The following is a 2,495-nucleotide window of genomic DNA, read 5'->3' as shown; positions in this document are numbered from 1 at the left end:
CGACATAAGATCTCGTGCCAAGCTGGTCTCCATCGCAGATGCCAGCTTGAATCATGCCCTGCGCACGAGCGGAATCCCTTTTGTCAACACGACCTAGTGACATCGCAAAGTCTGATTTTTTTGGGGATTGGTGCAAGCGCGAAGCTAATGACTGCACCCGGAAGGAACTTTCGGAGTATCAGCAAGCCCTGTTTGAGAGAGAGTTTCGACGGAGGAGAGAGGCCGCGATTTCGGAACTACGCAAACCTCAGTGGCACCAACCCGGTCATCAGAAACCGGATTTCAGAGGAGCGCAGTTGACTGACACGTTTTTGGCAGGGGCGAACCTCATCGGTGCACAGATGGAGGGGGCGGACCTCAGCTGGGTCCAGATGGAGGGGGCGGACCTCAGTATGAGTTTCTTGACAGGTGTGCGGTTCGAACCCTTAATAATCCAATCGGCGAACCTGAGAGCGGTCACAAATGGTGGCGGCGCTCTCAGGTTCGCCGATTTGAGGAGCGTCAACTTCAATGAAGAGACTGATTTCAGAAACGCCTTTCTTGACGGAAGTGTGCAGATAACCGACGGCTTCCGAAAGCAAATGGGCGATCCCTGCCAGTGGCACGCGGATGTGTTGAGCGACGAAGAGTTTTTCGGTCGTTGGCGGGGCTGGCTTGAGGCTTCCGGCATGGATTCTCGTAATTGGTCAAACATCTCGCCGGAGGGCTGGTCGGACGTTGCTGCTATCCCGCCTCCGGATGGTTGCAACTGGAAAACAGGCTCCATTTCCGACACATCTCAGTAACGCGTTGGCGTTTGAGCTTCGCGCTTTCCGAAAGCCGGGCCCCTCGTCAGCAGGGCAAAAATCTCTGAATTTCATCGCCAGGGCGTCATCGGGGGCATATCCCCGGTGACGCGGATCCGCGCGAGATCGGCGGACCCGAGCGCCGCCTGCAGCTCCAGCAGATAGCCCCACCAGTCGAGATAGGCCCGACGTGCCGCCGCGATCTGGGCGAGGGTCGGCACCCAGACGCAAGGGGTGTAGCGGGCGCGGTCGTGGACGATCACGCCCTTGCGGTTGCGGCGGGGGATGCCCGTTCTTGGTCATCGGCAGGCGGGCGACGCGCGCCTCAAGGTCGATCCTTGACCATTCCAGCCCGATGATTTCCCCGGCCCGCATTGCAGTCTCGCATTCGAACCGAAACGCGTGAAAGGCCCGGGCCTGTGCCGTTGACAGATCGTCGCCAGCCACATGCGCCAGCCGATCCAGTTCATCCTGCGTCGGGAGCCTGTCACGCGGCGGAGGCGCCTTCGGCTTGCGCACGTCGGCCATGGGGTTTCCGGAGAGCAGCCCCCATTCCTTGCGCGCCTGCGTCAGCACGGACCCGAGAAGGTTCATCTCCCTTCGCACGCTGGCCGGGGCCACCTCGCGCAACCGCCGGTCCCGCCGGTCTGCGAAATCCGCCGCCGAGAGATCGCGCATTTTGACGGCACCGATCTTGTCCTCCGCAAACTTCCGCAGCCGCATCCCCTCCCATCTTTCGCCGCGGTGGGTAGGGCTGACCTCGCGGGCGTAGCGCAGAAGCACCTCTGAAAAGGGGACCGTGCTGACCGCGCGATCGGCCTCCATGATCAGGTATTCCTGCCTGGCCGCCCAGTCTTGCGCCTCGCGTTTGGTCGGGAAAACCTTGGTCTTGCGAGTGCCCCGCCTGACCACGTGCGCCCGCCATCCCGTCTTGTGCTTCGTGAAGCTTGCCATACACCCGCATCCATTTACGCACGTGCGTAATTCGTGCGTAAATGGATGCGCGATTCAGGGGGGCAGAGGCAAGCGCAGGCGCGCATCGAAGTTCCATACGCCCTTATTTTGCGGGGCTTTGCGCTGCCTTGATTCCGTGTGCGTCTGTGTCTGGTGCCCCCGCACGGATTCGAACCGCGGACCTTCGCTTTACAAGAGCGCTGCTCTGGCCAACTGAGCTACGAGGGCAATGCCCGTGCAGGTTTAGACGAACGGCATCTGGCTGGCAATCGGCGATGCGGGGCCTGCTGCTTGCGGCCGGGATCGGTCGCAGCCGCCAGAGTCAGGTCTCACACCCGATAGATGGCGGTCGCGGCCAGGGCGCAGGCCGAGAGGAACAGGATCGGCCAGCAGTCGCAGCGGGTGGCGATGCGCCGCCAGTCCTTCAGGCGAGCGAACATGGTCTCGATCCCGTGACGCAGGCGGCAGAGGCTTGCGTCGTGCGGGATCGGAACCTTGCGACCGATGCGGGAGGCGATACACAGCAAAATGCCCATGTCGGTCAGAGCGTTGCGGACCCAGTCGGCATCTTAGCCCGGGTCACCGCGCAGCGTCCCGGCCTGCGGGATGGAAGACGGCAGCGCCCGCGCCCCGATGGCGTCCGAGGTCCGGCCCGCCGAGAGGAACAGGATCGGGCGACCCTTCGCATCGGCCAGGACGTGCAGTGTGGAGTTCAGCCCGCCCGTTCTCGGGAAAACGATCCCCCGGATCGTTTTC

2 protein-coding genes, 1 tRNA gene and 2 pseudogenes are annotated in these 2,495 nt (G+C 62.4%); 1 reads left to right on the top strand and 4 read right to left on the bottom strand.

Annotated features, from left to right (window positions below):
- The first annotated feature begins 53 nt into the window (after positions 1–53).
- Positions 54–785: a pentapeptide repeat-containing protein gene (locus tag EV657_RS21325; RefSeq protein ID WP_134079864.1), complete on the top strand. Its 732-nt coding sequence runs from the start codon at positions 54–56 to the stop codon at positions 783–785.
- Positions 786–856: 71 nt separating this feature from the next.
- On the opposite strand, the gene EV657_RS21815 is transcribed toward EV657_RS21325, so the two are convergent.
- The 4 genes and pseudogenes from EV657_RS21815 to EV657_RS22010 all read right to left on the bottom strand — a co-directional run.
- Positions 857–1,048 (bottom strand): hypothetical protein, encoded by a 192-nt coding sequence (locus EV657_RS21815; protein WP_113670466.1) that lies wholly within the window; start codon positions 1,046–1,048, stop codon positions 857–859.
- A 34-nt stretch (positions 1,049–1,082) separates the two neighbouring features.
- Positions 1,083–1,313 (bottom strand): annotated as a pseudogene (locus EV657_RS22630) (tyrosine-type recombinase/integrase); the annotation flags it as partial.
- Between the two features lie 577 nt (positions 1,314–1,890).
- Positions 1,891–1,967: transfer RNA gene (locus tag EV657_RS21315), tRNA-Thr, on the bottom strand.
- Positions 1,968–2,308: 341 nt separating this feature from the next.
- Positions 2,309–2,495 (bottom strand): annotated as a pseudogene (locus EV657_RS22010) (IS5/IS1182 family transposase); the annotation flags it as partial.

It is taken from the genome of Rhodovulum visakhapatnamense, from assembly GCF_004365965.1.
Classification (GTDB): domain Bacteria; phylum Pseudomonadota; class Alphaproteobacteria; order Rhodobacterales; family Rhodobacteraceae; genus Rhodovulum; species Rhodovulum visakhapatnamense.
The sequence above is the reverse complement of the archived record's forward strand: the minus strand, read 5'-3'. Positions and strand labels throughout refer to the sequence as shown.

Coding starts and splice junctions, on each gene's coding strand:
- EV657_RS21325 (WP_134079864.1), top strand. CDS start 54: ATGCCCTGCGCACGAGCGGAATCCCTTTTGTCAACACGACCTAGTGAC.